Below are 24,375 nucleotides of genomic sequence, written 5' to 3' on the forward strand. Positions count from 1 at the left end.
GAGTTGTTAACGACCTCTTTTCATTAGAACTGTTAATGGAAAAAGAGGAGCATCGGTTACATAAGATATCAACGCTATCTATAAAAACATGAACTTAGATAGCCAACGACTCTATTTTCATCTCCGCTGGCATCGGCACTTGTTCTATAGTCCAGTATCTTTACATGTAAGCCTGCTCTTTTTGCACTGATCATCATCGCTTCAACACCTATGATCCCGCAGGCTTCACATCCTTCATGCAATTCTCTTAGATCAAGTTTTTTAATCGCATCGATACATATACTGTCAAGCTGGTTTGCCGTATTTAAGTCATAAAAATGGCTTAGATCGGTGCTGATTATGATTCCGGTATCATCTTTGGTCAATAGATAGTCGATAATATCCGAGATATGCTCGGCATCTGCCATACCGTAGACTATCTCTACGATCTTAACATCACCAAGATAGTGTTTGATAAATGGAAATTGGACTTCAGTACTGTGTTCGTGATGTGCATCGGGGTAACAGCTCAGAGCGAACTTTTCTTTTAGGTCATGGAAGAGTTCACTGGAAGCTTGTATCTCTCCAAGAGGGGTCTGATATGTCTCAAATTCGCATAGACTCGCTCCGTGAAAGGAGACACGATGTGACGGCCCGATCACGACAAAGTTCTTGATCCCGCTTTTTTTTAAGACTCTAAATGCGACATTGGCGCTAAATCCGGAATATATATATCCGGCGTGCGGGACAATGACTGCTTTTGCTTTTATATCAGGCAGTTTAAAGTTCTCGTCATATACTGTTGTGAAATGGTTAAAGTATCTCAGTATCTCATCTGAACTGTTTGGATAAAATGTTCCTGCAACACTTGTCTCTCTTTTCATGACCATTCTCCTTTATTTCATATCCGCATTTGATAGATCTATCGAGTTATCATCTTTATAATGGTTGTATATCATCGAATCTTTCCTCTATAGCATCGACAGTATAGTAGTAGATAGTCGGATGCTCGTTGTAGATAGAGGGATTTGCACCTGCTTTGTAGCTTAAGTGTTCTAAAAACTGTTCAGGAGATGGAAGCTGTTCCCAGACTTGAGGTAAGAATGTTCCCTGATAGATGCCGTGTTTGAGTATCAAACCGTCGACTTCCGGTCTTATCTTTTCTACAAGGTCATCATAGTCATAATACTCCAATATCGTAGGTGTACTTAACAATGAAACCTCTAGATCAAGATGAGAAAGGTCCTCTACATGTAAAGCTGAGAATCTTGGATCATTGAATCCTGCAGAAACCGCATTGCCCAATATGTCATCAATCAAAGGTCTATGCGCGATTATGGAACCTATACATCCTCGCAGATGATGATCATAGTTTAATGTTACGAAAGTTGCTCCATCTTCTGCTAAGTAAGGGTATTTTTTAATAAGGCTCTCTCTATCGATCTGATATTTAGGGTCAAACCTGTTAAGGATCGCCGTTTTGGCAATACGGAGCAAAATAGTATCAAGCATGAAATTCTCCTTAAAAAAAGGTGCTATTTCATTATATAACAAATTTGAGTTTTAAAAGTTTAAAAAAAAGTCTTAATTGGGTGGAAGTAAAAGGAGTAGGCACAAAAGATTTGTGCCTAAGGGGATTAGATAGCTTCGTTATCTGTCTCACCAGTACGGATACGGATGATTTTGTTAACATCGCTGATAAAGATTTTACCGTCACCGATCTTACCAGTGCGAGCAGCGTTAATGATAGCATTTGATACAGCATCTACTTGCTCATCAGCTACTACCATCTCCATTTTTACTTTCGGTAGAAAATCTACAACATACTCAGCACCGCGATAAAGCTCGCTGTGCCCTTTTTGACGACCGTAACCTTTTACTTCGCTTACTGTCATACCTGTGATACCTATCTCTGCTAAAGCATCTTTAACATCTTCTAGTTTGAATGGTTTGATAACCGCTTCTATTCTTTTCATCTAAATATCCTTCTATTATATGTTTAAGCCACGTTCACCGTGTACTGCTTCATCAAGACCGACTGTTTCAGTTTCTTCATCAACACGTCCGCCACCTGTTATAGCAGAAGCTATGAAGTAAACTATAACTGTACCGACTAGAGTTACTAGACCGACAACTGCGATAGACTCAAGTTGAACCATGATTTGTCCCATTCTGTCACCACTTGCTTTAAGTGGACCGTCCCATAAAAGATCTTGATCGTTTAGAGCGAATATACCAGTTGCTAACGCACCCCATAGACCAGCTAAGAAGTGAATACCAAATGCATCTAAACTATCATCGTATCCAAGTTTTTTCTTCAAGAAAGCTACACCGAAGAAACCGATAACTGAACCAACCGCACCAACGATGATAGCACCGCCAACACCGACGAAACCTGCTGCCGGAGTGATCGCAACTAGACCAGCTACAACACCTGAAGCTGCACCTAAAAGAGTTGGTTTTTTGAATATTGTCCACTCAATGATTAACCATGTGATAGCTGCTACTGCTGTTGCTATAGTAGTTGTTAAAAGAGCTACACCAGCGACTGCGTTTGCACCGAATGCTGAACCAGCATTGAATCCATACCAACCAAACCAAAGGATAGCTGCACCAAGAGCAGTAAGCATAACACTCATAGGTTTCATAGCAATTTTTGGATAACCGTTACGTTTACCGACTAAGTAAGCAAGTACTAAACCAGCAAGACCACCATTCATGTGAACAACTGTACCACCTGCAAAGTCAAGTGTACCAGCATCAAATAGGAATCCACCACCCCATACCATGTGAGCGATCGGAGCATAAACAACGACTGTCCAGATAGCTGCGAACACTAACCAAGTAGAGAATTTCATACGCTCAATAATTGAACCACTAGCGATAGCAACAGTAATAGCCGCAAAAGTACCTTGGAATGCAATGAACACGAAAGTCGGGTAAGTACCGCTTAAGTCTGTCCACTTGATACCTTCAAGCATAAAGTTAGATAAGCCACCGATAACACTGTTTAAACCGCCGTCAGCAGTTCCAAATGCCATTGAATAACCAGCAATAACCCAAGCGATGAACGCAACACTGAATCCTACGAAAACCATCGCATATGTATTAAGTACGTTTTTCGCACGAGTCATACCACCGTAAAACAGAGCAAGACCAGCCGGAGTCATAAGTAATACTAACGCAGTAGATATCATCATCCACGCAGTGTCACCGCTATCTAATTTAGGAGCATCTTCAGCCAAAACTAAAGAAGGTAAAAGCAATAATGTTGCTAAAAGCCATTTTTTCATTTTATTTCCTTTGTACTCAATCGCTTGAGTGAATTAATTTATGAGAAAAGTATATCACTTCGCTGTATATTAAAAATCAGTTTCATGATTAAAATTTAATCAATTGAAGAAATAGCTATAAGTTTTGACTATATTGGATAGCTTAGATGGTTTGAAGCTAGAACTATGTAAAAATGCAGGTATGAAACTAGAAAATATAAAGCTAAAAACCGATTATCTTAATTTTGATGAGGAGTTTTTTCATAAAGTAAAACCTACACCGCTAAAGAAGCCGTTTTTGATATCTGCTAACAATGAAGTCGCAAAGATGTTGGAGATAGATAAAGATGAACTATATAATAGCAAATTTACAGATCTTGTTAACGGCAGCTATATATTAGATGGAAGCGAACCGTTTGCTATGTGTTATGCAGGGCATCAGTTTGGATACTATGTTCCTCGTCTGGGAGACGGCAGAGCTATTAACCTTGGAGAGTTAAAAGGAGAGCATCTTCAACTTAAAGGTTCGGGGCTGACACGTTACTCAAGACAGGGTGACGGAAGAGCTGTTCTTCGATCCTCCATCCGTGAGTATCTGATGAGTGAAGCGATGCATGCTTTGGGTGTGCCGACGACAAGAGCTTTGGCTGTCATAGGAAGCGACGAGAACGTCGCACGCGAGAGATGGGAGAAAGGGGCAGTCGTCTTGCGGGTGTCACCAAGCTGGATACGTTTTGGAACATTCGAGTATTTCTATTATAAAAGAAAGCACGATAAGCTAGAACAGTTGGCCGATTACGTAATAGAACAAAGTTTCAGTGAATTGTCTCAAAAAGAGAACCGTTATATATTAATGTATGAAGAGATAGTAAAACGCACGGCTCATCTTATGGCTCACTGGCAAAGCGTAGGCTTTTCTCACGGAGTGATGAACACGGACAATATGTCTATCGAGGGACTTACGATCGATTACGGGCCGTATTCGTTCTTGGATGATTATGATTTTGATTTTATATGTAATCACACGGATGCTGAGGGACGATACAGTTTCGGTAATCAGCCAAATATAGGTTACTGGAACCTTTCCATGCTTCTAAAAGCTCTGTCTCCTCTTATTAATATGGATAAGGGGAAAGAGGTACTTGAGAGGTATCCTACATACTTCACACAGCATTTTCACTCTTTGATGTGTGCAAAGCTTGGACTTGATGAGAGTAAAGACCGTTCCAAATTGATACAGTGGCTTTTTAACATCATGCAAAACGATGCAGTCGACTATACGCTCTTCTTTAGAACGTTAAGCGAATATGAGAGTAAAGATGAGATAGGCAAGCTCTTTATATCAGATAAACGAATAATTGAATGGTTGGAGGAGTATGAAAAAGAGCTTCCATGTAAAGAGGATATGAAAAGGGTCAATCCAAAATATGTTTTAAAAAACTATATGCTTCAAGAAGCGATAGAAAAAGCGGAAACAGGGGATTTCTCTTTGGTTGATTCGTTTTTATATATAGCACAGAATCCGTATGAAGAGCATGAAGAGTTCAGCAGATATGCAAAGGCGACACCGCATAAATTTAAGGCTTTAAAGCTCAGTTGTTCATCTTAATCATTGCATATTGCCAAGTTAGTAGAAACTTAAGGCAAGTTTCGCTAGAATGGGAAAAAATTATTTCTAGGCATTATTGATGAGCGATTTGTTAGAAAACAGTGATATACAGAATATAAACATAGAAGACACTCTTCAGAGCAGTTATCTTGACTACTCTATGAGCGTTATTATAGGTCGTGCACTTCCTGATGTTCGTGATGGTTTAAAACCTGTTCATAGACGTATCCTTTATGCTATGGATAAGCTGAATCTGTCAGCCGGTGCAAAGTATAAAAAATCTGCACGTATAGTCGGTGACGTTATCGGTCAGTACCACCCGCACGGGGATACTGCTGTTTATGATGCGCTGGTACGTATGGCACAGCCATTTTCTATGAGTATGCCTCTTGTTGACGGACAAGGAAACTTCGGTTCTATCGACGGAGATAACGCTGCAGCTATGCGTTATACGGAAGCCCGTATGACAAGATATGCAGGTGAACTGTTAAAAGACTTAGAAAAAAACACTGTCAATATGATAGACAACTACGACGGGACGACTCAGGAACCTGACGTTCTTCCTACTCGTGTTCCAAATCTTCTTATAAACGGTTCAAGCGGGATCGCAGTCGGTATGGCTACAAATATTCCTCCTCATAATCCAAGAGAAGTGATCGACGGTCTAAAACTTGTCTTGGAAAATCCTGATTGTGAACTTTATGAACTTATGGAGTACATTAAAGCACCGGATTTTCCGACAGGTGGAACGATCTTCGGTAAAAAAGGGATTATGGATGCGTATGAGACTGGACGCGGCCGTATCAAAGTCCGTGCAAAGACTCATATTGAGAAAAAAGCAAATAAAGACGTAATCGTTATCGATGAACTTCCATACCAAGTAAACAAAGCTCGTTTGATCGAGAGTATCGCAAACCTTGTAAAAGAGAAAGTGATCGACGGGATCTCTGAGATAAGAGATGAATCTGACCGTGAAGGTATCCGTGTCGTCATCGAACTTAAACGTGATGCTATGAGTGAGATCGTACTAAACAACCTGTACAAATCTACAAACATGCAGACTACGTTTGGTATCATCATGCTCTCTATCCTTAACCAAGAGCCTCGTATTTTCGGGATCAAAGAGATACTTAAACAGTTTATCAACCACCGTAAGACTGTTATCATCCGTAGAACTATTTTCGATCTTGAAAAAGCGAAAGCGCGTGCACATATCTTAGAGGGTCTGAAAAAAGCGCTTGATATCATCGACGAGATCATCAGAGTTATCAAGACAAGTGCAAGTATTGAAGATGCACGTGACAACCTGGTAAGCGAATTTGATTTTTCACCTATCCAGGCTCAAAGCATCGTGGACATGCGTCTTGGAAGATTGACAGGCTTAGAGCGTGAGAAAATCGAGAACGAACTCAAAGAGTTGATCGCACTTATCGAATACTTAGAATCTATCTTAAAAAGCGAAGAAGTTCTACACGGGATCATCAAAGATGAATTTGATGAGGTATATGAAACTTACGCTATCGAAAGACGTACAGAGATTGAAGATGACTATGATGATATAGATATAGAAGATCTTATCCCTAACGAACCGATGGTCGTTACAATTACACACCGTGGATATATCAAGCGTGTGCCGTTAGCTCAGTATGAGAAACAACGCCGCGGCGGTAAAGGTAAAACAGCCGTTACTGTATACGAAGACGACTTTATTGAGAAGTTCTTTACATGTAACACGCATGATACCCTGCTGTTTATCACAGACCGTGGTCAGCTGCACTGGTTGAAAGTGTATAAGATTCCTGAGGGAAGCAGAACGGCAAAAGGTAAAGCGGTTGTTAACCTGCTTAATCTTGTAGCAGATGAGAATATCCGTTCTATTCTTCCGACAACAGACTTTAGTGAAGATAAGTCACTGACATTCTTTACTGAGAAGGGTATTGTTAAACGTACGAACCTTTCAGAGTTCTCAAACATCAGAAGCAACGGTGTCAGAGCGATCGTACTAGATGATGACGATACATTGATCGTAGCGAAGATAGCGACTAAAGAGACGAAATATCTTTTCATTGTGACTCAAAAAGCACAATGTATTAAGTTTGATATAGAAAAAACTCGTGAACAAGGTCGTTCGACTCGCGGTGTAAGAGGTATCAAATTTAAAATACCTGGCGATAAAGTCGTTGATGCGAATGTGATAGAAAGTGATGATCAAGAGATCCTGATGGTAAGTGAAAAAGGTATCGGTAAACGTACTGATGCAGGAGAATACAGACTTACTAACCGTGGCGGTTCAGGCGTTATTGCTATGAAACTCAACCAAAAAACAGGTGTAAATGTCGTTGGATGTCTGATGGTCGATGAGAACATGGATATGATGGCACTAACTGTCGGCGGTAAGATGATCCGTGTCGATATGCAGACGATATCTAAGTCTTCTAGAAATACAAGCGGTGTATATATCGTAAAAGGCGATGATGTCGTCAATATCTCTCGTTGTCCGAAAAAAGAGGAAGATGAGGAAGATGATTCTGAGTCAGAAGATACTCCGACATTAGAGTTGGAATAGTTTATGCTTAATCCTTTACAATAAACTTGCTATTAAGGATTGCATAATGAAATACTCACTCATTTTAGCAGCACTACTTCTCTCTGCTTCAGTATATGCTGAAGATGTAGAGGCTGCACAAAATACTGAGGTCAACACCGTTAAACCGACACCGATGATCTCGACTCCTGCAGTAAATACTGCTCCGGCTCCGGCTGCAAATGTGACTTGTAACTGTAATCATCGTGATGAGATACAAAAAGAGCCTGTGCCTGAAAAACCTAAAGCTCAAAGTAATGTAAATGGCGGCGATGAAGAACTTACTCCAAATCATCCTATACGTATTAGCGTTACAGGTGAGGGTGTAGCCCCGATCAATACAAGTTCACCTGCACAAGCTTATGCTCTTGCTAAACGTGCTGCTGTTGCTGATGCTTACCGTTTGATCGCGGAAAAAGTCAAAGGCGTAAGAGTAGAGGGTTATGATTTAGTGAAAAACATGATGGTACAGCGTTCAACTGTCCGTACATCGGTAGATGCTATGGTCCGTAATGCGAACGTCGTAGAAACAAACTTTAAAGAGGGTCTGTGCGAAGTAGAGATGGAAATTTTAATCTCTTATTCTCAATTTGCACATTAATATTTTGCTTTAGCAATCTTAATGGCGATGAGTATATCATCTCTTATCGTTATGCTATAAAAGATGCGATCCTTTTAAACGATAGTTTAGACATATCTCGTGCGATGACACCTTGCAGCGGTGAAATCGGAGAGTCTAAACTGCTTCTTTCCACTACAAACGATACAAAAGACTTAAAAAAAATAATTTTACAAAACAGCGAACTTTTCTTTACATATATAAACTCTATAGGCTTACATGTAAGAAGTGATGAAGTGACGAATAACGGCATTAACAGCTCTCTTACCATCGTCACTTTAAAGCCGACATGTTTTACAGTCGAGTTTAATGATAATTTAGTTAAAATAGCCCCTTTTAAATAGTAGTTTTATACATTAAAAGTGAGGTTTATGGTGAAAATTGCCATCGTTGAAGATGATATCAATATGCGTAAGTCTTTAGAGATCGCAATGGAAGATTATAAAGAGTTTGATATCAAGACTTTTAAGAATGCAAAAGATGCACTTAAAGGCATAGACGACAGCTTTGAACTTGTAATTACAGATATCAATATGCCCGGAATGGACGGTATTGAGTTTGTAAAAGCGCTAAATGGAAAATATGAGGTGATCATAATGACAGGAAACGCTACACTTCAAAGAGCGATAGAATCTATTCAGCTCGGTGTCAAAGATTTTTTACTAAAACCTTTTGAAATAGATACACTCATTAAAGCTATTAAAAGAGCTGATGAAGTATCAAAAGTCGTTAAAAAAGCTGCTCCAAAAGCAAAAGCAGGCAGTTCTAACGGCTTTGCTGCTACATCTGCTGCATTAAGTAAACTCCTTTGTATAACAGACAAAGCTGCCAAGACAGATGCGACAGTGTTGCTTCTAGGTGAGAGCGGTGTAGGTAAAGAGGTGTTTGCAAAGTATGTGCATGAAAACTCTCAAAGGGTTAAAAAAGCTTTTGTCGCTATCAATATGGCGGCGATTCCCGATAACCTTATAGAGAGTGAACTTTTCGGATATGAAAAGGGTGCGTTCACCGATGCCACCGAAGCAAAAGCGGGACATTTTGAAAATGCGAACGGCGGTACGCTTTTTTTAGATGAGATAGCTGAGATGCCTTACGGTGTTCAAGCAAAACTTCTTCGTGCACTGCAGGAAAAAGAGATAAGACGTCTAGGTTCATCTAAGTCGATTAAGATAGATATTCGTATAATATCGGCGACAAATGCGAACCTGATGGAAAAGATAAAAAACGGTGAATTTAGAGAGGATCTGTATTATCGTTTAAATACGATCCCACTTAGTATCCCGCCTTTACGTGAACGTAAAGAGGAGATATTACCGATCGCCGAAAATATACTTGAACAGAGCTGTAATGAGTACGGATTTTGTGAAAAAAGATTTAATGAAGAAGCAAAAGAGCAGTTGATGCTTTATACCTGGCCTGGAAATATCAGAGAGCTTATCTCTGTTGTTCAAAGAGCCGCGATACTGAGTGACGGTGATGAGATCACACCTGAGAATCTTTTTTTAGAAAGTCGCGGATTATATTAAAAATTTAGGAGAAAATATGAGTAAATACAATGTTGCTGTTGTCGGTGCGAATGGTGCTGTTGGAGAGGAAATATTAAGAGTTTTAGAAGAGATAGATTTTCCTCTTGCAAAACTGGTTCCCCTTGCAAGCAGCAGAAGTGCCGGTACAACAGTTGAGTTTAACGGAAAAGAGATCGTGATCAAAGAGCTTACTGAGACAGTCTTTGAAGAGGAAGATATCCAGATAGCACTTTTTAGCGCCGGCGGAAGTGTTTCAGCTAAATTTGCTCCTTTTGCTGTAAAAGCGGGAGCGGTCGTCGTAGATAATACAAGTCACTTTAGAATGGATAAAAACGTTCCTCTAGTGGTTCCTGAAGTAAACCCTGAAGATATAGCACTTTGGAAAGATAGCGGCATAATCGCAAATCCAAACTGTTCGACAATTCAGATGGTTCAAGCATTAAAACCGCTAGATAAGGCTTATGGACTTATCCGTGTCGATGTTGCTACATATCAGGCGACTTCGGGTGCGGGTAAATCTGCAATGGAAGAACTTGTAAATCAGATGCAGTCGTTTTTTGCATTTAAACTAGATGAAGCAGAACACAACAAGTTTCCTCATCAGATAGCGCTTAACGTCATTCCTCAGATAGATTCTTTTACTGACAGCGGCTATACGAAAGAGGAGCTGAAAATGGTAAATGAAACATCGAAGATCATGCATAAAAACATACAGCTCAGTGCTACATGTGTGCGTGTACCAACTCTTCGCGGACATGCAGAAGCTCTTACACTTACGTTTGAAAACGATGTAAAGGCTGAAGAAGCAAGAGCAGTACTTGCAAAAGCGCCGAATATCATAGTCTTAGATAACCCGCAAGCGAGCGAATACCCGATGCCGATAGCATGTATGGATCAAAACGAGACATTTGTAGGACGTATCAGAGGTGACTTATTTAACGATAATATGATCCATATGTTTGTCGTTGCAGATAACCTAAGAGTAGGTGCGGCTACAAATGCCGTTCGTATCGCCCAAAAATGGGTAGAGATGCAAGAGGCTAACTAAGATGCTTGAAAGAATATTTGAAAACGGTCTGTGGAGCACTAGATTTATTGTTCTATTAGCGGTTATATTCGGTCTGATCGGTGCTATCGCTCTTTTTGCCGTAGCGAGTTTTGATGTCTATGACACAGCAAAAAAAGTGTTTTTGACATACTTTAATCACCTGCATCCTGAAAACTTTCATGAAGATGTCGTAGGCGGGATCATAGGTGCGGTCGACTTGTACCTGATCGGTGTCGTTATGCTTCTTTTCTCGTTTGGTCTGTATGAACTGTTTATCTCAGATATCGATGCGGCAAAAGAGGATGAGACAAGGGAAAACAAGATACTTGCTATTCATTCGTTGGACCAGCTAAAAGACAAGATCTCAAAAGTGATCGTTATGGTACTTGTTGTCAACTTTTTTCAGCGTGTAGGACATACGGAGTATCACGGTGCACTAGAGATGATGTATCTTGCACTTTCTATCACGGCAGTGAGTGTGGGGTTATACTTTTTAAGTAAAGTCGGAAGTAAACACTAAAAGAGGATATTATTGATGAGTAAAATTTTTGTAGACGCATGTTTTGGTAAAGAAACGCCGTATACTCCTGTATGGATGATGCGTCAAGCGGGTCGTTATCTGCCGGAATATATGAAAGTACGTGCAGAAGCGGGTAACTTTTTAAACCTTTGTCATGACCCGAAAAAAGCGTGTGAGGTCACACTTCAGCCTGTCGATATCGTCGGTGTCGATGCCGCTATTTTATTTAGCGATATCTTAGTCATTCCCGATGAGATGGGGATGGACCTTTCGTTTGTAAAGGGAGAAGGTCCTAAGTTTTCTGATCCTATCAGAAGCGAAGCTGATCTTGACAGACTTATCGGCGGTGAAGAAGCAGCTTCAAAACTGACTTATGTTTATGAGACGATCAAGCTTATAAAAGAGCAGTTGGCTGAAGATAAAGCGCTTATCGGTTTTACCGGTGCACCTTGGACTCTAGCTACATACATGATAGAGGGTGAAGGCACAAAGACTTACAATATCTGTAAAAAGATGATGTACTCTAACCCTGAGTTACTTCATAAGATCCTTGCAAAAGTGACTGAAGTAGTAAAATTCTATATGGAAAAACAGATAGAGAGCGGTGTGGATGTCGTTCAGATATTTGACTCGTGGGCAGCAGCTATAGAGCCTGGCAAATATGATGAGTTCTCTTGGAAATATATGGTGGAGATCGCAGAGTATCTTAAAGAGAAATATCCACATATCCCTGTTATCATGTTCCCTAAAGGGATCCCGGCATTCTTAGACAAAGTATACGGAAACTTTGACGTGTTCGGTGTGGACTGGTCGACTCCTATGAAGCTGGCAAAAGAAAAACTCGGTGACAAGTATGTTCTTCAAGGAAATATGGAACCGTGCAGACTTTACTCTAAAGAAGCAACGACTGAGTGTGTAGAGGTCATTCAAGAGACTATGCAGGGCAAACGCCATATATTTAACCTTGGTCACGGAATCCTTCCAGATGTACCGGTGGAAAATGCGAAGCATTTCGTAAATGAGTGTCATAGAGTCAGTGGAAAATAAAACCATATTCGGACCGATCCGTTCAAGAAGGTTCGGAAACTCTTTAGGCATTGACCTTTCTCCCGCGGTAAAACAGTGTAACTTTGACTGTCTTTACTGCGAACTCGCTCCTGCTGCGACAGTTGATAAACAGACAGATATCGTAAGCGTACAGACGATCATAAAAGATCTAAAAACTGCACTGGCTGAGCACCACAACATAGATGTCATAACACTGACTGCTAACGGTGAACCCACTCTCTACCCATATCTTGATGAACTCATTGCCGAGATAGATAAGATAAAGGATGATAAAGAGATCCTTATCCTTACTAACAGTGCGACACTGGCTGATGAAAAAGTGTTTCACACCCTTTTGAAGCTAGATCAGGTAAAACTTTCGCTAGATGCTGTGACACCGGAAACCTTTAAAAAGATAGACAGACCGCATAACGGCATAGATATAGATGCCCTTACATGTAAAGTAGAAGAGTTCTCTAAAAAGTTTGCCGGCAAGCTTTATATCGAGATACTTTTTGTCTACGGGCTCAACGATACTAAAGAGGAGGTAAAAGCTTTAAACGAGGTGTTAAAAAAACTTCAACGCGTGGAGCGTATTGATATAGGGACCATAGATCGTCCTCCGGCATATCCTGTTCAGGGTATAAGCTACTCCGAACTCTTCGATATAGCTCATATGTTTGATGCATCATTACCTATTCACATCGCTTCTAGAGTACATGCTGAGTCGTGTCAAAGCAGTTACAGCGACGAGGAGATCATTAACACATTAGACAAGCGTCCGCTCACTTTTGACGATACTGCTCTTTTGTTTGACGAAGCATCACAAGAGAGGTTGAAAAAGCTGATAGAAGCGGGAGATATCTCCATAAACAAAGTCGGGAACTTAGAGTTTTTAGTACTATCCAGAAATCTAAAAAGAAAACGCCAAAAATCTTGACAATTAAGTTTGTTTAACATATAATTGCGGCTCATAAATATTCCGGATTAGCTCAGCGGTAGAGTAGGTGACTGTTAATCACTTGGTCACTGGTTCGAATCCAGTATCCGGAGCCACATTTTTATGGCCAATTAGCTCAGTCGGTAGAGCAAGTGACTGAAAATCACTGTGTCCTTGGTTCGATTCCGAGATTGGCCACCACTTCAACTTTTTACAACCCATTTTTTACATGGCCAATTAGCTCAGTCGGTAGAGCAAGTGACTGAAAATCACTGTGTCCTTGGTTCGATTCCGAGATTGGCCACCACTTCCACAAATCTATTTTACGTATATTTATATTTTATTAGCATCCCCATTAAAAGCCACTCTATTATTGCTGCATCTTTATTTCCATTTTCTTTTATTTTTTTAAGTTATATGAATTTCAAAAAATGTGATAAAATGGATGAACTAAATCATGGATGTGTATCGATCATATGAAAAAATCTAGAGATAATAAAGATCATATTTTTAATGAACTGTCTGACGCTGAAAAAGTAGCATATCAGTACAACGCTATCATTGAAACGACGAGTGAAGGCTACTGGGTCAATGATATGCAGGGAAATTTTCTTGAAGTAAACAATGCCTTCTGTCAGATGTCCGGCTACACTAGAGATGAACTTTTAACCATGAAAATACCCGATATCGAGGCAAAAGAAACTCCACAAGAGACAAAAAAACATATCGAAAAGATCATTAAAACAGGAAATGACAGCTTTGAGACAAAGCATCGCAGAAAAAACGGCGAGATCTATGATGTAGAGATAACGACCACATTTTTAACCATATATGGCGGCAGATTCTTTGTGTTTATAAGAGATGTGACAGAAAGAAAGAAGAGTGAAAGTAATTTACAACTCTCTGCTAAAGTATTTTCTACTATGACAGACGGTGTGGTCATTACGGATGCAACCCAAAAAATCATCAATGCCAATAACGCTTTTTGTAAAAACACAGGATATCCGCTAGACGAACTCTTAGGTCAAAAACCTTCTATCTTAAGTTCGGGCTGGCATGATAAAAAGTTTTATAACGATATGTGGAAACAGATAAATAAAACAGGTAAGTGGCAGGGTGAGATAATGGACCGTAGGAAAAACGGTGAGCTTTATACGGCAGAGACATCTATCGTCTCCATAAAAAATAAAGAGGATATCATCACACATTACATCGCAGTATCCAGTGACATAACTTTAAAAAAAGAGCAGGAAGAAGTCATCAATAACTTGGCATATTACGATGGACTTACGAAACTGCCAAATAGAGTTTTCTTTGAGGAAAGATTCAATCATAAGATTGCTGTAGCCAAAAGAAAAAATAGTAATATAGCCCTGTTCTTCATCGATCTGGATAACTTTAAGATCATAAACGATACTTTCGGACATCTCATCGGAGATAAGTTTTTAGAAAACGCGGCTAAAAGACTAAAAGACGCTATTAGAGAAGAGGATATTGTTGGACGTTTTGGCGGAGATGAGTTTACTATTTTAATAGAAGATTTTAAAACTGCTTCGAGTTTAGGGGTAATAGCAGGTAAAATCGTTGATATATTTAACCAGCCCTTTAAGTTCAATAGTCATGATTTTTTTTCTGGAGCAAGTATCGGCATAAGCGTATATCCTGAAAACGGAAAGACCTACCATGAACTGATGAAAGCAGCTGATACGGCGATGTATCATGTGAAGGCTTTGGGTAAAAGCGGATATGAGTTTTATTCTAAAACCATGGGAGAGATAGTCTCAGAACGTATGGCACTTAATAATAATCTGAGAAGTGCTTTGGCAAACAATGAGTTTCATCTTGTGTATCAGCCAAAGATAGATGTCTCTCTAAACAAAGTGTATGGTATGGAAGCGCTTTTACGTTGGAACAGTCCTAACTTGGGTTTTATCCCACCCGATAAGTTTATACCGGTCTTAGAGGAAAACGGACTTATATATGAGGTCGGCTTATGGATCATAAAACAGGCTCTTAGTGATACAAAGAGCTTTTATGGTGCAGGTTTCAACGATCTATGTATCTCGATCAATATATCCTACATACAGATAGAAAATGATGACTTTTTAGAGGATTTAGGAAGGATCGTAGATGAAGTCGGTATCGCTAAAAGCAACATAGAACTTGAGATAACCGAGACTCAGATCATGAACAATCTCGAAGAGGCACTTGCCAAGTTAAAAGAGATCACAAAGTATGGGATAAAGATATCGATCGATGACTTCGGAACGGGTTATTCATCTTTGAGTTATCTGAAAAAACTTCCTGCAGATACAATAAAGATCGATAAAAGTTTTGTACTGGATATCGATAAGAATGAAGATGACAGATCAATAGTTCAGGCTATTGTCGCTCTATCAAAATCATTAAATAAGAGTGTTATTGCAGAAGGTTCTGAGACACAGACTCATATAGATATTTTAAAAGAGTTAGGTTGTACAAAAGTACAAGGCTATTTTTATTCAAAACCGTTATCATATGAGGAGTTTATAAGTTATATGAAAAATTTTCGTTAAAAGATAGAGTTTTATTTTTTAATTGTTATTTTTTAAGTTGTACTATTATTTTTAATATGTATTTGGTCAATGATTTTCTAAAACGGTCAAACCTAAATAAAATAGTGGGTGTGTTATGAAAAAATATAATGACAACAACAGCTCCTATAAAAAACTGCAAAAATCTCCATATCAACTCATTTCAATAATGGTTCTCGTCGTCATTGTCGTTACAAATGCATCTATTTACGGCTTATATAAGATTGGATTTGAACAGCAAAAAAAACGTCTTACCGAAATCGTTCAGAGTGAAGCTGTTATGATAAATATGATCATAGATTTTCAGACGAAAATAAATGATATAGATCATGATGGAGATAAGCTGTCAAAAACAAAATCTGAGTCTGAAGTTTTGAAAAAGCTTATGTACGCTCATGAAAAATTTTCAGGATTTGGTGAGACTGGAGAGTTCGTTCTTGGAAAGCTTGATGGTAATAAGATACGCTTTTTGTTGAGTCATCGTCATAATGAAGTCGATAGAATGAACTCTATAACTATTGATTCTACACTTGCCGAGCCGATGCGTTTGGCATTACAAGGTAAATCCGGAAGTCTGGTAGGACTTGATTATCGCGGCAGTTACGTGTTAGCAGCATACGAGCCTATCAATGCTTTTTCTTGGGGAATAGTCGCTAAAATAGACCTTTCAGAGATACAAGCTCCATATATACAAGCTGCACTATTTGGATTATTTGGAAGCATTATACTTATTATCATAGGCAGCTTTATTGTCCTGTACTTTACTCATCCCCTTCTTGCAGAGATCGAGAGAAACAGACAATATAACCGTATGCTGTTTAACAAGTCTCAGATCGGACTTGCTCTGACTGACATAAAAGGGAAGATGATAGATGTAAATCCTGCATTTTTGAAGTTGACAGGTTATGAGGCTGATGAGATATTAAGCATGACTTATTGGGATATCACGCCGGAAAAATATACACCCCAAGAGTATCAGCAACTCAATAGCCTTTTTAAAAAAGGAGAGTATGGTCCTTATGAAAAAGAGTACATTCATAAAGACGGCCATTTAGTGAATGTCAGACTCTCGGGATGTATATTGGAGCGAGACGGTCAAAAATATATCTGGTCAAATGTTGAAGATATTACAGAAAAGAAACGGTATGAACTCGCTCTTCAAGAAGCATCACTTGTATTTGAACACACGCACGAGGGTATTATGATAACAGATGCCGATGTCAAGATTATAAGGGTAAACAGTACATTTACTGAAGTAACCGGATATACATTTGAAGAGGTGGCAGGAAAGAACCCTAGCTTTTTGCAATCAGGACTACTAGATAAAGATTTTTACAAAAAGATGTGGAGTACGATAAACATTAAAGGTACATGGTACGGAGAGATAAACAACAAACGTAAAAACGGCGAGTTGTTTACAACCCTGCAAAGCATTACAGCTGTTAAAAATCCAGATGGAAGCGTTAGCGGGTATGTATCGGTATTTTCAGATATTAGTGAACGTAAAGTTTATGAACTGAAAATGGCACATCTCGCAAGTCATGATACGCTGACATCTCTTCCAAATAGAATGAACTTTAACGATAATCTGGATAAAGCGATCAAAATGGCAAAACGACGTAAAAATAAAGTCGCTGTGCTATTTATTGATTTGAACCGTTTTAAAGAGGTAAATGATACGTTAGGTCATGAGATAGGTGATTATCTTCTTAAAGAGGTTGCGAAGCGTCTTTTAGCATGTGTAAGGGATGAAGATACTGTTTCTAGACTTGGAGGCGATGAGTTTGCGATCATATTAACGGAACTGAAAGACTCAAAAGATGCCCTTAATATTGTTAAAAAAATAATCCAAAACGTTGAAAAACCGTTGTTTATATTTGAACATTATTTACTTCCTTCTTTGAGTATAGGCATAAGTATATATCCTGAAAATGGAGAAGAACGCAGTATACTTTTAAATAATGCAGATAAGGCGATGTATGTCGCTAAAGAGAAAAAAGAAGAGAGATATGAATTTTATAGAGATTCTCTTTAACGCAAATAATAGCTTATTTGTACTATTATTTTATTACATGTAAAAGAGGAGATTTCTGTTTATGGTAAAAGTAGCAGCTATTCAGATGAGTATGAGCGATGATAAAAGCTCTAACATAAATAAAGCCGTAAGATTGGTAAGAGAAGCATCAAACAGCGGTGCAAACATAATACTTTTGCCCGAGCTTTTTGAAGGGCTGTATTTTTGTAAAGATATAGATGAAAAATATTTTTCTTGGGCGCAGGAAAGAGTAGGAAATCCGATCCTGAAAACTTTTTCAGCTCTTGCAAAAGAGTTAAAAGTAGTTCTTCTTGTGAGTTATTTCGAAAAAAGCGGGGATGAATACTTTAACTCTTTAGTAGTTATGGACGCTGATGGAAAAGAGCTTGAAAACTACCGTAAAACACATATTCCTGACGGTCCTGGATATGAAGAGAAGTTTTACTTTAAACCGGGCGATACAGGCTTTAAAGTCTGGGATACTGCATATGGTCGAATAGGTGCCGGAATATGTTGGGATCAATGGTTCTGTGAGACGGCACGTGTACTTACATTAAAGGGTGCCGAGTTGATATTTTATCCGACAGCCATAGGCAGTGAACCGGAGATCAATGTGGATTCAAAAGATCATTGGCAGCGAGTTCAGATGGGACATGCCGCGACAAATATAGTTCCGGTCATAGCTGCAAACAGATATGGGGAAGAGGTAGGCAGCAGCTGTACGCTTAAGTTTTACGGTTCATCTTTTATAACAGACAGTTCGGGTGAAAAGATCGCTGAGGCATCACGCAATAGAGAAGAGATCATCTATGCTGAGTTTGATCTGGAAAAAAATAGAGAGTTTCAACACTACTGGGGTCTTATCCGTGACAGACGTCCGGAGTGTTATGGAGACTTGGTAAAGTAATACTTAGTATTTCGATGTGAGAAAAGTCACATCGAAATAGATCTTTAATTCCCTTGATTTTGAGGAAGTATTTGAACACCTTGATCTTGAAGATAGTTCTCGTGATACGGCCCTAAAGGCAGTGTCGTGATAAGTCTTGCATTTGCTACTCTTGCATATTTGACATAATCTGCTGCTGCAGTATTGACTGCAGTGATCACTGCTTTAAGGACTAATCCGGCAAGACCGCCGCCGCTGTCTCCGCCGCCGCTAAGATCGACTACGACCGTTCCGGTATATTTCCATAACTCTTCAGATGTCGAGGTCGAGACTATACTCGCCTCAATAGATACCGTTAGATTCGAAGCAAGAACGGCATATGAGACATCCCATTTTTTGATACGCGTAAACAAGACAGCATCCGCTCCAAAATAATCATGAAACTTATTTAAAGGCGTATTGTAGATCAACTCCGTATCGTAAGCGCCCTCTTGTTTCATAATATCACTGACCATCTCTACAGGGAATGTATAGTACCCCATAAGTGCAAAAGGCATCTCTATAGTAGTCATATAGTAGTCTTTCGCTTCCGCGTCGGTACTTTCATTCATAGGCGGAAGGATAAGGAGTGATTTTGGATGCTCCTCATACATCTTAGGAAATGCTTCAGCTTTTGTCATCATCTTTGGCGCACATCCGGAAAATACAAATAATGTCATAACAAGCGCTGTTGCAGCGAGTAGGTTTTTATAGATCATTTTTTATCTCCTTGTGCTATCTTGACTTTTTTTATCATAAGATCCATAAAATGTGCAGACTCCGGATATATGGTTTTTTCTTTAGTGAAGTTGTCTATGGCCTCTTTCGTTTTACCGCTTTTTAAATAGATATACCCTAAGTTTGCATACATGCCGGGAGCGACACGTCCTGAACGGCTTTCTTTCGCATTTTCTATCGCCATCTCTATAGATTTTTGGTACTCCAATGCCGACTCTTCGCTCATGTTCTTTTTGTAGTTATAGTAACTGTCGCTATAGTTTTCATAGTCATATAAAGGCTTTGGCTGATTTGCACAGCCTGATAAAAGCAGTATCGCCAAAGCAGGAATCGTAAGTACTGTTGTTTTAGATATTTTCATTATTTAACCTCTATCTCTTTTGCGATGCCGTCACCCACAAAAATCTCTCTTTTTAAAATAAGCATATCGTCTTTATAGATAGTGATGATATGTTTTCCGGGTTTTATTCCGTACTGATTGTCACGTCCAGCTTTTACTGCAAACTCTTCAGAATCATCTATAGATACGGCAGCACCATCAACATTACCTGTAAAATAAAGATATGACTTCTGTGCTCCTGTAGCTACTCCCTCTTTATATCCGCATCCGCTGAAACTAACTACTGCTAACATAGTCAGGACTAATAATATATATCTCATTTTTTATCTCCTAGTTGCATATAAAGTTTACTAAAATCTTTTGAAGCGATGTAAGGGCGCAGATCTCCGTTTAAGATTTTTGCAGTAGAGACTTCATTTTCCGGTCTATCACCCAAAGTGGATGTTATCTCGATGGTTGCGAGTTTTTTGCCCGGTAGTGTCATCATCATATTTGTCTGCGGATTTTTGACCTGCTTGCCCTTTAGATAGACATCAAATCTATCACCCACTTTGATGTTTTGGCTTTTTCCGCCTGAAGTGATAAGGGAACCGTCTTGATATCCGAGTATGTAGCCCCTCCAAGGTTTATCGAGCATATTCTCTATGATATTGGAAGTAAGATCAGATATCGCAGCGTCTATCGCTTTATCATTCAGTTCACTGTCATAGCTGCCTTTTGCACCCACACCCATTACAGTTCCTGCTTCACTGTATGCACTTCCTTTTCCATCTTCAGAGTAGATAATCTCTCCGGTGCTGACATCGACTATACGAATATGGACTTTTGCAAAAGTCTCCTGTTTTTTAACACGGCTGAACCAGCCTACATCACTAGTCTCTTTACGTCCAAACTCAGTGATAGAACCGAGGATCAGGTAATCGGCAGCATTATCAAGTTTTTTGGAACCGCCCATCTTGAGTTCATCTTCGATCTTTGACATGTCTGCACGTTCAAGCATTATGAATTTACCGGATTTAAAAAGCTGTGCCGATAATATATCCATAGCCTGTTTACCGATCTTATCATTGTTTTTATCTATAAAAAAGCTTTGTCCGTATCTGGTCTCATTTGTAAATCTGCCTATGGCGACTTTTCTTTTTAGACCTGTAGGCTCATCTTTTTTTATTTGCAGTGTTTTACTGACTTCAGGAGTAGAGTCTGAAGGAGTCTCGTGTATTTCAGTTTTTTTCATAGTTGCACAACCAGAAAACAAAACCGTTCCGACAATAAGTGTACTAAATATTTTGCTATACATCGTTAACCTTTGATAAAATATTTCACAGTAATTGTGAGTATACGGTTAATATAGTAGCAAAATAATATTAAAAAAGTATTTTAAAGTGATAAATGAAAGGAAATAAAGAAGTGTTCCAATGTGACATGAGTCACATTGAAGGGAGTGTTATTACCATTTAACTTCAGCAGTTAACATAGCAGCATTGTAATCTTGAGTTACAACACCTTTTTGGTTTCCATGATCAATATTTTTTGATGTTTGGCCAGTCAATAACCATTTTAGGTTTTTGTTTTGTGCCCATGCAACACCATAGATATAGTTGTCTCTGTTTAGGTTATCATTGTTGTCTTTTTCAGCTGTCCAATGGTCGTAACGAGCTAATACTTCATACTCATTGTCGCTACCAAGACGTACTGTACCGTTTACAGAGTAACCGTTACCGTTTTTGTTGTAAGTATCTTTATTGTCATTTTCAGCTTTGATATATTGTGCTGATAATAGGAATGACGGCATGTTGTATACAGCGTGTAATCCGTAGATTTTATAGCTTTGAGTATCACCGTTTGCATCTGTATTTGATCCATTTTTCATGTTGTATTGACCCCAGAAAGATGCATCTAACCATGTGTCTTTTGTAGCGTGACGGTGTTTTTTACCACCACCAAGAACCGCAGCAGTTAATCTCCACTCTAAAGAGTTACCAGTACCAGTGTTAGATGTGCTGTCTCCGTGGTAACCTTCACCGTTGAATAGACCGATTTCAGATGTAAAATATTCAGTTTTAGTTTTGAAGTTAACACCTAAGTCAGCTGAGTTAGAAAGGTCAGCAGTTTCACCAGCTTCTGTCATAGTTTTAGAGATTGAACGGTAGAACCAACCATTGTGCTCTTCGTAGTCGATCCATGGACGGTGAACTTGACCGAATTCAACACCAGTGAATGGAAGAACTTCATTTAAATAAAGGTAAGCGTATTTAACGATTACAGTATTGTAACCACTTACATTAGTCATATCCATAGTTACACGAGCGTAGCTTTTTGGATCATCAAAGAAATGTGCTTTAACTTGAACGTAGTTACGACGCATTTCAAATTTACCTGTACCAGTTCCTTTTAAGTCACTTGCAGGTGGAGTAAGACCAGTTGCTGTTACATCAGATGCTTTTAAATCATCAGTACTTTTGTATGTATAACCTAAGTAATGTAGACCGCTGAATTCTAATTTAGAAGCTTTTGCGAACACTGGAGTTGGAGTTTTAATCTCAGTACGACCTTCACCAGCTGTTGTGTAAACTTGACCGTTAGCGTCAGAATAAAATTTAACATCTCCTGCAGATGCAACTGTAGCAATTGATAATGCTGCTAATGTAGATAATACGATTTTTTTCATTTTTGAATTTCTCCTGTTTTTGTTACCGACATTTTAAAATCTAAAAATTACATAACGGTTACATCAGTAGAGTATTAACAATTTGTTGTCTTTACAGATGTAGATATAAAAAAGTGTATAATATGTAAGCATCGAATTTAATGGAACTTTTTTTGCTTTGTATTGTCAAATGCTCAGTGAAGAGGAGGGATGTAAATGGAAATTGTACTGCAGAACAATCTCATTTTGATTCGTACCGATTTTAATACATTAAATCAGGCATGGGTGAGGAGTTTTTTAACTAAACACGCAAAAAATATGCTCTTCCTGCCAAAAGCTGTTTTAGTCTTTCAAAACCAATCCTATATAGATAGCCGAAAAAATTTTTTAGAACGGCTCAGTTCCTATTATGCAAAAAAACATGATCTATCGGAACATTTTTTTAAAAAATCGCTTTTAAAACTGACAGATAAACCGATAAAAGTAGAACTTATCAGTATGCAGGATATTCAAGACGTGAGTGTTGAAGTCTATGCCAGAGATAAATACACGGTGGATATCTCCCTGTATTATCCAAACGACTGGGTCATGAGCTTTTTAAAAGGGCAGTTTGGTATATACATAAAAGAGAGTACGGACTCTTCTATAACGCTAGATGTAAGTGATTCTAGGTCAAAAACAACATTAGAACGTGTTCTAAATAAGAGAAATGTACTTCATTATGAGATCGAATATAGTTATGACAGTGATTTTCTGCGACGTTTATACGGAGGTTTCTCGATCTTTGACTGTGATGAACACGAAGGCGGAAACATAGAGAAGATGATGCGTTTTTATAATGTCTTAGAGTGTCCCGTAGGAGCTTCTTTGGAAACACTGAAGAAAAGTTATAGAAAACTTGTCCGCGTATACCATCCGGACAGAATCTTTCATAAAAGTCCAAATATGCTAGACCATTACACACAAAAGTTTCAACTTCTTCAAGAGGCTTACAGCGCACTCAAAATCGTTAGTTAGACGTAGGGAGGTTCAAACCCCTGTCTAAGATCGTTTTGTGAGATGTTTTTAAGCAAAATCGAAAAATCTTCAGCACTGTAAAGTGCCAGATCCGGACTTTGATTGTGCTCCAGTTCATTTGAAAATCCGCGTTTTGAAAATAGCAGTACTTTGTTTGGAGAGATGCCGAGTTTGGAACATTTTTCCAAGAGTTTGTGAACCTCTTTTTTATTCACCTTATGGTTTGTCCATTTACATTCGCCTACATATATTTTCAAACTTTTTGTGATCGCCAGTATGTCTATCTCGACATTTGCGTCCCAATAGCTTCCGCTTGTCAGTATCTGGTCATCTCTTGTATAGTAATCAAGCAATAGTTCTGAGAGTTCTTCAAATACCAGACTTGTATAACTGCTTTGATGTGTTTGAAACCTTTTTAAAACGTTTTCATAGTTTCCGATCTCGATCTCTCTTGCATAGGGAGTGATAAAATAAAACCAGAACCTGATAAAGGGTTTAGTGAATCTCATTTTATGAGATATCCGATGGCGCGCGATGTCACGTTTTAGTTTTTGGTCAGGATAGATCTCTTTAGGATGTCTTTCACGGGAGTGCTGCATCTCTAAGATATTGTTGTTTTGTAAAAAATCCAGTGCTGCACCGCCGTTGCCGTTGTTGAGTCCTGCACGGCTAAAAGCTTTAAATATGCGTCTGTCACCTATGGCAAGAGCATGAAGCAAGCGGGCATACTCCGGTTCATCAAGAGAGAGGACTGCCAATTCGTTGTGGAGATGTCCATAGTTATCCAGTATCACAGATACTATAAGTTCATCAAGAGGTTTGTCAATATCTATCTGCCATCCCAGTCCGCCGAAGATAGAGAAGTACTCTATCTGTTTCTCCATATCATCAGGGTAGTGTCTGGCGTAAAATGACCTAAACTGTTCTAACAGCATTTAGCTTCTATTTTCTTTTGC

At 38.9% G+C, this 24,375-nt stretch carries 23 protein-coding genes and 3 tRNA genes; 16 read left to right on the forward strand and 10 right to left on the reverse strand.

Annotated elements, in window-relative coordinates; translation table 11 throughout:
• Nucleotides 1–74: 74 nt before the first annotated feature.
• The 4 genes from amrB to WCX87_RS01655 all read right to left on the reverse strand — a co-directional run bounded on the left by amrB (nucleotide 75) and on the right by WCX87_RS01655 (nucleotide 3,272).
• The gene (amrB, locus tag WCX87_RS01640; RefSeq protein WP_345980305.1) at nucleotides 75–863 is read right to left on the reverse strand and encodes an AmmeMemoRadiSam system protein B; all 789 of its coding nucleotides are present in this window, start codon (nucleotides 861–863) and stop codon (nucleotides 75–77) included.
• Nucleotides 864–918: 55 nt separating this feature from the next.
• A complete protein-coding gene (gene amrA, locus WCX87_RS01645) occupies nucleotides 919–1,491 on the reverse strand; it encodes an AmmeMemoRadiSam system protein A (RefSeq protein ID WP_345980306.1) in 573 nt (190 codons plus the stop codon).
• 125 nt (nucleotides 1,492–1,616) lie between these two features.
• Nucleotides 1,617–1,955, reverse strand: coding sequence for a P-II family nitrogen regulator (locus WCX87_RS01650; RefSeq protein ID WP_345980307.1), 339 nt, complete (start codon nucleotides 1,953–1,955; stop codon nucleotides 1,617–1,619).
• 15 nt (nucleotides 1,956–1,970) lie between these two features.
• A complete protein-coding gene (locus WCX87_RS01655) occupies nucleotides 1,971–3,272 on the reverse strand; it encodes an ammonium transporter (protein ID WP_345980308.1) in 1,302 nt (433 codons plus the stop codon).
• Nucleotides 3,273–3,453: 181 nt separating this feature from the next.
• On the opposite strand from WCX87_RS01655, the gene WCX87_RS01660 reads away from it, so the two are divergent.
• From WCX87_RS01660 to aguB, 15 genes are all read left to right on the forward strand, one after another.
• Complete coding sequence (locus tag WCX87_RS01660) at nucleotides 3,454–4,860, forward strand: protein adenylyltransferase SelO (protein WP_345980309.1); 1,407 nt, start codon at nucleotides 3,454–3,456, stop codon at nucleotides 4,858–4,860.
• A gap of 79 nt (nucleotides 4,861–4,939) precedes the next feature.
• Complete coding sequence (gene gyrA / locus WCX87_RS01665) at nucleotides 4,940–7,426, forward strand: DNA gyrase subunit A (RefSeq protein WP_345980310.1); 2,487 nt, start codon at nucleotides 4,940–4,942, stop codon at nucleotides 7,424–7,426.
• A 46-nt stretch (nucleotides 7,427–7,472) separates the two neighbouring features.
• Nucleotides 7,473–8,045, forward strand: a complete 573-nt coding sequence (locus WCX87_RS01670; RefSeq protein ID WP_345980311.1) for an LPP20 family lipoprotein — start codon at nucleotides 7,473–7,475, stop codon at nucleotides 8,043–8,045.
• Nucleotides 8,046–8,149: 104 nt separating this feature from the next.
• The gene (locus tag WCX87_RS01675) at nucleotides 8,150–8,407 is read left to right on the forward strand and encodes a hypothetical protein (protein WP_345980312.1); all 258 of its coding nucleotides are present in this window, start codon (nucleotides 8,150–8,152) and stop codon (nucleotides 8,405–8,407) included.
• A gap of 30 nt (nucleotides 8,408–8,437) precedes the next feature.
• Nucleotides 8,438–9,589, forward strand: coding sequence for a sigma-54 dependent transcriptional regulator (locus WCX87_RS01680; protein ID WP_345981081.1), 1,152 nt, complete (start codon nucleotides 8,438–8,440; stop codon nucleotides 9,587–9,589).
• A 16-nt stretch (nucleotides 9,590–9,605) separates the two neighbouring features.
• Complete coding sequence (locus tag WCX87_RS01685; protein WP_345980313.1) at nucleotides 9,606–10,637, forward strand: aspartate-semialdehyde dehydrogenase; 1,032 nt, start codon at nucleotides 9,606–9,608, stop codon at nucleotides 10,635–10,637.
• A 1-nt stretch (nucleotide 10,638) separates the two neighbouring features.
• Nucleotides 10,639–11,157 (forward strand): YqhA family protein, encoded by a 519-nt coding sequence (locus WCX87_RS01690; protein ID WP_345980314.1) that lies wholly within the window; start codon nucleotides 10,639–10,641, stop codon nucleotides 11,155–11,157.
• Nucleotides 11,158–11,172: 15 nt separating this feature from the next.
• Nucleotides 11,173–12,204: a uroporphyrinogen decarboxylase gene (hemE, locus tag WCX87_RS01695; RefSeq protein WP_345980315.1), complete on the forward strand. Its 1,032-nt coding sequence runs from the start codon at nucleotides 11,173–11,175 to the stop codon at nucleotides 12,202–12,204.
• A complete protein-coding gene (locus WCX87_RS01700) occupies nucleotides 12,194–13,144 on the forward strand; it encodes a radical SAM protein (RefSeq protein WP_345980316.1) in 951 nt (316 codons plus the stop codon). The genes hemE and WCX87_RS01700 overlap by 11 nt, the downstream gene beginning before the upstream one ends.
• A gap of 41 nt (nucleotides 13,145–13,185) precedes the next feature.
• Nucleotides 13,186–13,260 (forward strand) — tRNA-Asn (locus WCX87_RS01705).
• Between the two features lie 9 nt (nucleotides 13,261–13,269).
• Nucleotides 13,270–13,345: transfer RNA gene (locus WCX87_RS01710), tRNA-Phe, on the forward strand.
• A 30-nt stretch (nucleotides 13,346–13,375) separates the two neighbouring features.
• Nucleotides 13,376–13,451, forward strand: a tRNA-Phe gene (locus tag WCX87_RS01715).
• Between the two features lie 169 nt (nucleotides 13,452–13,620).
• Nucleotides 13,621–15,699 carry an EAL domain-containing protein gene (locus WCX87_RS01720; RefSeq protein ID WP_345980317.1) on the forward strand — a complete coding sequence of 693 codons (2,079 nt, stop codon included), beginning with the start codon at nucleotides 13,621–13,623 and terminating at the stop codon, nucleotides 15,697–15,699.
• A gap of 115 nt (nucleotides 15,700–15,814) precedes the next feature.
• Nucleotides 15,815–17,752: a diguanylate cyclase gene (locus tag WCX87_RS01725; RefSeq protein WP_345980318.1), complete on the forward strand. Its 1,938-nt coding sequence runs from the start codon at nucleotides 15,815–15,817 to the stop codon at nucleotides 17,750–17,752.
• Between the two features lie 61 nt (nucleotides 17,753–17,813).
• On the forward strand, nucleotides 17,814–18,659 hold the full coding sequence (gene aguB, locus WCX87_RS01730; RefSeq protein WP_345980319.1) for an N-carbamoylputrescine amidase: 846 nt from the start codon (nucleotides 17,814–17,816) through the stop codon (nucleotides 18,657–18,659).
• A 44-nt stretch (nucleotides 18,660–18,703) separates the two neighbouring features.
• On the opposite strand, the gene WCX87_RS01735 is transcribed toward aguB, so the two are convergent.
• From WCX87_RS01735 to WCX87_RS01755, 5 genes are all read right to left on the reverse strand, one after another.
• Nucleotides 18,704–19,396 (reverse strand): GNA1162 family protein, encoded by a 693-nt coding sequence (locus WCX87_RS01735; protein ID WP_345980320.1) that lies wholly within the window; start codon nucleotides 19,394–19,396, stop codon nucleotides 18,704–18,706.
• Nucleotides 19,393–19,776: a DUF4810 domain-containing protein gene (locus WCX87_RS01740; protein WP_345980321.1), complete on the reverse strand. Its 384-nt coding sequence runs from the start codon at nucleotides 19,774–19,776 to the stop codon at nucleotides 19,393–19,395. Before WCX87_RS01740 ends, WCX87_RS01735 begins: the two co-directional genes overlap by 4 nt.
• The gene (locus tag WCX87_RS01745) at nucleotides 19,776–20,075 is read right to left on the reverse strand and encodes a hypothetical protein (RefSeq protein ID WP_345980322.1); all 300 of its coding nucleotides are present in this window, start codon (nucleotides 20,073–20,075) and stop codon (nucleotides 19,776–19,778) included. Before WCX87_RS01745 ends, WCX87_RS01740 begins: the two co-directional genes overlap by 1 nt.
• Complete coding sequence (locus WCX87_RS01750) at nucleotides 20,072–21,052, reverse strand: CsgG/HfaB family protein (protein WP_345980323.1); 981 nt, start codon at nucleotides 21,050–21,052, stop codon at nucleotides 20,072–20,074. The genes WCX87_RS01745 and WCX87_RS01750 overlap by 4 nt, the downstream gene beginning before the upstream one ends.
• A 150-nt stretch (nucleotides 21,053–21,202) precedes the next feature.
• On the reverse strand, nucleotides 21,203–22,423 hold the full coding sequence (locus WCX87_RS01755; RefSeq protein ID WP_345980324.1) for a hypothetical protein: 1,221 nt from the start codon (nucleotides 22,421–22,423) through the stop codon (nucleotides 21,203–21,205).
• Between the two features lie 195 nt (nucleotides 22,424–22,618).
• Here WCX87_RS01755 and WCX87_RS01760 point away from each other — a divergent pair, with 195 nt between their 5' ends.
• The gene (locus WCX87_RS01760; protein ID WP_345980325.1) at nucleotides 22,619–23,419 is read left to right on the forward strand and encodes a DnaJ domain-containing protein; all 801 of its coding nucleotides are present in this window, start codon (nucleotides 22,619–22,621) and stop codon (nucleotides 23,417–23,419) included.
• Here the strand turns inward: WCX87_RS01760 and WCX87_RS01765 are convergent.
• Entirely contained in the window at nucleotides 23,416–24,354 is a 939-nt protein-coding gene (locus WCX87_RS01765) for a DUF234 domain-containing protein (protein ID WP_345980326.1), read from the reverse strand. The genes WCX87_RS01760 and WCX87_RS01765 overlap by 4 nt on opposite strands.
• Nucleotides 24,355–24,375: the final 21 nt, after the last annotated feature.

It is taken from the genome of Sulfurimonas sp. HSL3-2, assembly GCF_039645965.1.
Taxonomy (GTDB): domain Bacteria; phylum Campylobacterota; class Campylobacteria; order Campylobacterales; family Sulfurimonadaceae; genus Hydrocurvibacter; species Hydrocurvibacter mobilis.